Annotated in this window: 7 protein-coding genes; 2 read left to right on the top strand and 5 right to left on the bottom strand. The window is 75.4% G+C overall.

The features are described from left to right. Positions 1–33: 33 nt before the first annotated feature. The gene (locus ABZ914_RS46005; protein WP_500200979.1) at positions 34–504 is read right to left on the bottom strand and encodes a DoxX family protein; all 471 of its coding nucleotides are present in this window, start codon (positions 502–504) and stop codon (positions 34–36) included. Positions 505–628: 124 nt separating this feature from the next. Between ABZ914_RS46005 and ABZ914_RS46000 the strand changes: the two genes are divergently transcribed. Together ABZ914_RS46000 and ABZ914_RS45995 are read left to right on the top strand one after the other, a co-directional pair. After that, positions 629–1,090 (top strand): MarR family winged helix-turn-helix transcriptional regulator, encoded by a 462-nt coding sequence (locus ABZ914_RS46000; RefSeq protein WP_500200978.1) that lies wholly within the window; start codon positions 629–631, stop codon positions 1,088–1,090. Between the two features lie 47 nt (positions 1,091–1,137). Then, positions 1,138–2,247 (top strand): FAD-binding protein, encoded by a 1,110-nt coding sequence (locus tag ABZ914_RS45995; RefSeq protein ID WP_500200977.1) that lies wholly within the window; start codon positions 1,138–1,140, stop codon positions 2,245–2,247. A 112-nt stretch (positions 2,248–2,359) separates the two neighbouring features. On the opposite strand, the gene ABZ914_RS45990 is transcribed toward ABZ914_RS45995, so the two are convergent. The 4 genes from ABZ914_RS45990 to ABZ914_RS45975 form a co-directional block, all read right to left on the bottom strand. Then, complete coding sequence (locus ABZ914_RS45990) at positions 2,360–2,944, bottom strand: HDIG domain-containing metalloprotein (protein ID WP_500200976.1); 585 nt, start codon at positions 2,942–2,944, stop codon at positions 2,360–2,362. Positions 2,945–2,946: 2 nt separating this feature from the next. Then, the gene (locus ABZ914_RS45985; RefSeq protein ID WP_387019516.1) at positions 2,947–3,465 is read right to left on the bottom strand and encodes a YbaK/EbsC family protein; all 519 of its coding nucleotides are present in this window, start codon (positions 3,463–3,465) and stop codon (positions 2,947–2,949) included. A 27-nt stretch (positions 3,466–3,492) separates the two neighbouring features. Then, complete coding sequence (locus tag ABZ914_RS45980) at positions 3,493–4,137, bottom strand: response regulator (protein WP_360740122.1); 645 nt, start codon at positions 4,135–4,137, stop codon at positions 3,493–3,495. After that, positions 4,128–5,190, bottom strand: a 1,063-nt coding sequence (locus ABZ914_RS45975) for a sensor histidine kinase (protein WP_500200975.1), incomplete at its 5' end; no start/stop codon positions are given. The genes ABZ914_RS45975 and ABZ914_RS45980, both read right to left, overlap by 10 nt.

Below are 5,190 nucleotides of genomic sequence, written 5' to 3'. Positions count from 1 at the left end.
GGAATTCGCGCGCAGGGGCCGGGACGCGACGGATCAGACGCGCGCGGGCTGCCGTCCGGGGACTTCGCTCCCGCCGCGCCGGGTCAGCCGTCCCCACAGGACGGCGTCCAGCGAGAAGCGCCCGCCGCCCGCGAGGGCGAACAGCAGCGCCGCGGCGCCGAGCATGAGGACGTACTCGTAGCCGCCCTTCTCCGCGAAAAGGCCGTGGTCCATGTGCACGAACCAGAACGCGCCGGCCATGTCCACGGCGATCAGCACGCCGGCGACGGGGAGCAGCACGCCGAGGACCATCGCGACGCCCCCGGCCAGCTCGGCCCAGGTGCCGTAGTAGGCCGACAGGCCGGGCATCGGGATGCCGAGCCCGTCGAACTCGGCGGCGACGGCGGCGTGGCCGGTGTCGTGCAGCTTCTGCCAGCCGTGCGCGATGAAGATCGCGCCCAGGGCCAGCCGGCCGATCAGCAGTCCGGCGTCGGGCAGCAGGGGATGGCGTCGGGCGGGGAGCATGCCGGTCCTCCGGTGTCTCTCGGCGGGTGGTTCAAAGTTGAACTACCGTGACCGTAGCAGAGGTCGTTCAAATTCAGACCATCTAGAAACTTCAATCCGAATACAGGTCAACTAGAATCACGACATGACGGACGCGGGGGACGCTCTCGAACCGGCCGAGCTGCGCGCCTGGACGGCCTTCCTGGCCGCCGGCCACCTGCTCGACCACGAGATCGAACGCCAGCTCAAGCGGGACGGCGGGCTGTCGCACGCCGAGTTCGAGGTGCTGGTGCGGCTGCGCGCGGCGGACGGCGGCCGGCTGCGCATGTCCGACCTCGCGCGCGAGGTGATGATCTCCAAGAGCCGGCTCACCTACCAGATCGGCCGCCTCGAGGAGGCGGGCCTGGTGAAACGCACCGGTTGCGCGTCCGACCGGCGCTCGGTGTGGGCGGAGCTCACCGCGGACGGCGCCGCGGCCCTCGACCGCGTCCGCCCCGGCCACCGCAAGGTGGTCCGGGAGGCCCTCATCGACGTTCTCACCGCCGAGGAGATCGAGCTGCTCGGGGACGCCCTCACCCGCGTCGGCGACCGCCTCCGCGCCCGCTGACCGGCCGGGGGTTCCCAGGCCGGGGCCGTGCTGGGACGCTCGGTCCCATGCGGGACTTCGGCGGGATCGTGGAGCGGGCGCCGGCCCGCGTGGTGCGGCCGACCGGCGCGGACGAGGTCGTCGAGGCGCTGCGCGAGGCGCGGGCGCGGCGGCTGGAGGCGGTCCCCCGCGGGTGCGGGCACTCGACGTTCGGCCAGTCGCTGACCGGCGGCATCTGCCTCGACATGCGGGGCCTCGCCGGCGTCGAGGACGTCGCCGCCGGGCACGCGGTCGCCCGCGCCGGGACGACGTGGCGCGAGGTGCTGGCGGCGACGCTGCCGCACGGGCTCGCGCCGCCCGTGCTGACCGACTTCCTCGACGTGACCGTCGGCGGGACGCTCTCGGCGGGCGGCGTCGGCGGCGCCTCGCACCGGCACGGGACGCAGGCCGACCACGTCCTCGGCCTCGACGTCGTGACCGGCGGGGGCACCGTCCCGTGCTCACCGGTCGCGTGCTCACCGCGCGTCCGGCCGGACCTGTTCGACCGAGTCCGGGGCGGGCTCGGCCGGCACGGCGTGATCACGAGCGCGGCGCTGCGCCTCGTCCCGGCGCCGGAACGGGTGCTGACCTGCACGATCCCCTGCCGGGACGCGGCCGGGCTGCTGCGCGTGCAGGGCGAGGTCGCGGCCGACGACATCGCGGGGCAGGCCAAACCGTCTCCGGATGGGTGGCGGTACGAGGTCAAGGCCACCCTCTACGGGGACGGGCCGGTCCCGCCGGGCACGACCGAGACCGAGGAGCTGTCCTTCCTCGCGTTCGCGGACCGCATGCGCCCCGACGTCGAGGATCTGGTCGCGCTCGGCGAGTGGGCGCGGCCGCACCCGTGGGTCATGGTGTTCCTGCCCCGCGACCGCGCCGCCGGCGTCATCGAGGCCACGCTCAAGGCGATGGCGCCGCACGATCTCGGGCTCAGCGGCGTCGTCCTGATCAAGGCGCTGCGCGTCGGGCACGTGCCGATGCTCGCCGCGCCGCCGGAGCCGGTGCTGTTCAGCGTCCTGAAGACCGCCTCCCCCGGCTGCGCGCCCGTCCCGGAGATGCTCGCCGCCAACCGGGCGCTGCTCGACCAGGCCCGTGCTGCCGGCGGCACCGGCTACCGGATCGGCGCCGTTCCGGATTGATTCCGGCCCGGGCGATGAGTTCCGGGCGGACGCCTGGTCTACCCCCGATGTCGATCGACACGACGCGGCGCGGCGGGCCGCGGGGGCCTCGCCGCACAGCCGCGCCCGAGGTTCAGGCGACGAGCGGATAGGCCGCCTGGAAGGCCAGGCGGCCGTCCGCGCCCGCGGCGAGCCGGTCGCAGACGTCGTCGAGCCCCATGAAGACCTCCCACCGCTCGGCGCCGGACGCGGCGGCCAGCACGTCCACGACGCGGTCCTCCAGGTCGGGAACCCGTTTGGCCTTCCAGACCTTGTCGGCGAGGCTGACGAGCAGGTCGTCGGCGCCGATGCCCGGAGCGTCCCAGGACGCGTGGGTCCGGGCGAAGCGCGCCAGCCGCTCCTCGACACCGCGTTCGCGGAGCAGCGCGTGCCCCGCCTCCTCGTGCCGCGACCCCGGCCCCGACAGCTCCTCCGGATGCAGGGCCTTGCCGATGTCGTGGGTCGCGGCGCCGAACAGGACGGCCTCCGCGTCCACGGCGAGCGCCGGGTACCGGCCGGCCGTCCAGGCGAGGAGTTCGGCGGCGACGTCGTGGACGGCGCGCAGATGCGCCGCCAGGCGGGGCGGCGCGTCCAGGTCCTCCAGCAGCCGCGCGGCCTCGCTTGGCAGGGGGCGCGGGCCGGGGTCGGTGAGGGCGCGCCTCAGGGCGTCGGACGGCACGGCTACTGGGCGAGGGCGATGACCTCGGCGCCGGGCAGCCCGGCGAGGGCCTTGCCCGGCAGCAGGATCTTGGACTTGCGGAGCCCGCTGCCGATGACGACCCGGGGCGCGGCGGCGACCGCCTCGTCCACCAGGACCGGCCAGCCCGCGGGCAGGCCGACCGGGGTGATGCCGCCGTACTCCATGCCCGTGAGCGAGGTCGCCTGGTCCATCGGCGCGAACGAGACCTTGCGGGCGCCGAGGTGCTTGCGGACGACGCCGTTCACGTCGGCGCGGTCGGTGGCGAGCACCATGCACGCCGCGTACGTCACCTCGCCGCCGCGCTTGGCCGCGACCACCACGCAGTTGGCGCTGGCCTCCAAGGGCACGTCGTAGCGCTCGCAGAACGCCGCCGTGTCCGCCAGCTCCGGATCGATCGCGGCGGCCTCGGCGTCCGGGACGCCGCCGATCGCGGCCGCCACCGGGTCCGCCAGCAGGTCCGTCCGCCCGGCGGCCGGTTCCCAGTCGAGCGTGCCGACCATGGTCGTCTCCTCCCGTGTCACCGGCTCTCAGGAGCCGAGGTAGCGCAGTACCGCCAGCACGCGGCGGCTGTAGCCGGCGGCGTGCGACAGGTCCAGCTTGTCGAAGATCGCGTTGACGTGCTTCTCCACCGCGCTCTGCGAGACGTGCAGGTGCGCGGCGATCGAGGCGTTCGTGTGGCCCTGGGCCATGTGGTCGAGGACGTCGCGCTCGCGCGGGGTCAGCCGCGACAGCGGGTCGGCGTGCGTGCTGTGCGCCAGCAGCCGCCGCACCACCTCCGGATCGAACGCGGCCCCGCCGGCGCCGACGCGGTCCAGCGCGTCGAGGAACTCCTCCACCTGCGCCACCCGGTCCTTCAGCAGGTACCCGACGCCGGTGGTGTCCGCGGTGATCAGCTCGGTGGCGTAGCGCTTCTCGACGTACTGCGACAGGACGAGCACGCCGACGGCGGGCCAGCGGCGGCGGATCTCCAGCGCGGCGCGCAGGCCCTCGTCGGTGTGCGTCGGCGGCATCCGGACGTCCACGACGACCACGTCCGGCGGGCTGCCGGCGACCGCCGCGATCAGCGCGTCGCCGTCGCCGACGGCCGCCGCGACCTCGTGGCCCTCCTCGGCGAGCAGCCGCACCAGGCCCTCGCGCAGCAGCGTGGAGTCCTCGGCCAGCATCACCCGCACGGCAGCTCCGCGGTGATCACGGTGGGGCCGCCGGGCGGGCTGTGCACGGCGAACGTCCCGTCCAGCGCGGCGACCCGGCGGGCCAGCCCGGCGAGCCCGCCGCCGGACGGGTCCGCCCCGCCGGTCCCGTCGTCCTCGATGCGCACGCCGATCATTGTCCCGGATCCCGCGACCTCCACGCGTACCCGTCCGGCGCCGGAGTGCTTGGCGGCGTTCGTGACGGCCTCGCAGACCACGAAGTACGCGGCGGTCTCGACCGCGTGCGGCGGGCGGCCCGGCACGTCGTAGCCGATCGTCACCGGGACCGCGGACCGCTCGGCGACCGATTCCAGCGCGGCCCGCAGCCCCTCGCCGTCGAGCGCCGCCGGGTAGACCCGCCAGGTGACCTCGCGGAGGTCCTCCAGCGCCCGCTGCGACTCCTCGTGCGCCTGTTTCAGCAGCTCGGCCGCCCGCTCGTGGGCGCCGGCGCGGCGGGCGCGGCCGATCAGCATGCCGAGCGCGACGAGCCGCTGCTGGACGCCGTCGTGCAGGTCGCGCTCGATGCGCCGGCGCTCGTCGTCCACGGCGTCGACGACCTCCGCGCGGGTGACGGAGAGCTGCGCGATCCGGCGCTCGTACTCGGCGAGGGGGCTCGGGCCGAGGCAGCGGCGCGCGACCGCCCGCTCCAGCGCCGCGACCCCGACCAGCCCCTGGACGGCCAGGAACAGCAGGACCAGCCCGACGGCGCCGGTGTACAGGACGATCCACCAGGACGGCGGGATGCCGTCGAGGTAGTCCCCGGTGATCCACCAGCTCGCCGCCAGTTCGGCGCCCAGGGCGGCGCCGTAGCCGACCAGGGCGAGGATGGCCCCGCCGAGCAGCCCGACCGGCACCCGCAGGACGAGGTAGGCGAGGGCGCGCAGCGGCCCGTACTCGGCGGCGCCGGTCTCGCCGAGGAGCGCCAGCCGGCGGCGCTCCAGCTCGGTGAGGCGGCGCGCGCCGTCCGCGACGACGCCCGGCACGGCCCGTTGCCCGCGCGAGAACGCCAGCGCGTACGCCATCAGCAGCGCCGCG

Origin of the sequence: Spirillospora sp. NPDC046719, assembly GCF_040645715.1 — a bacterium.
Lineage (GTDB): Bacteria > Actinomycetota > Actinomycetes > Streptosporangiales > Streptosporangiaceae > Spirillospora.
Note: the sequence above shows the minus strand (reverse complement) of the source record. Positions and strands in the feature narration are given on the sequence as shown.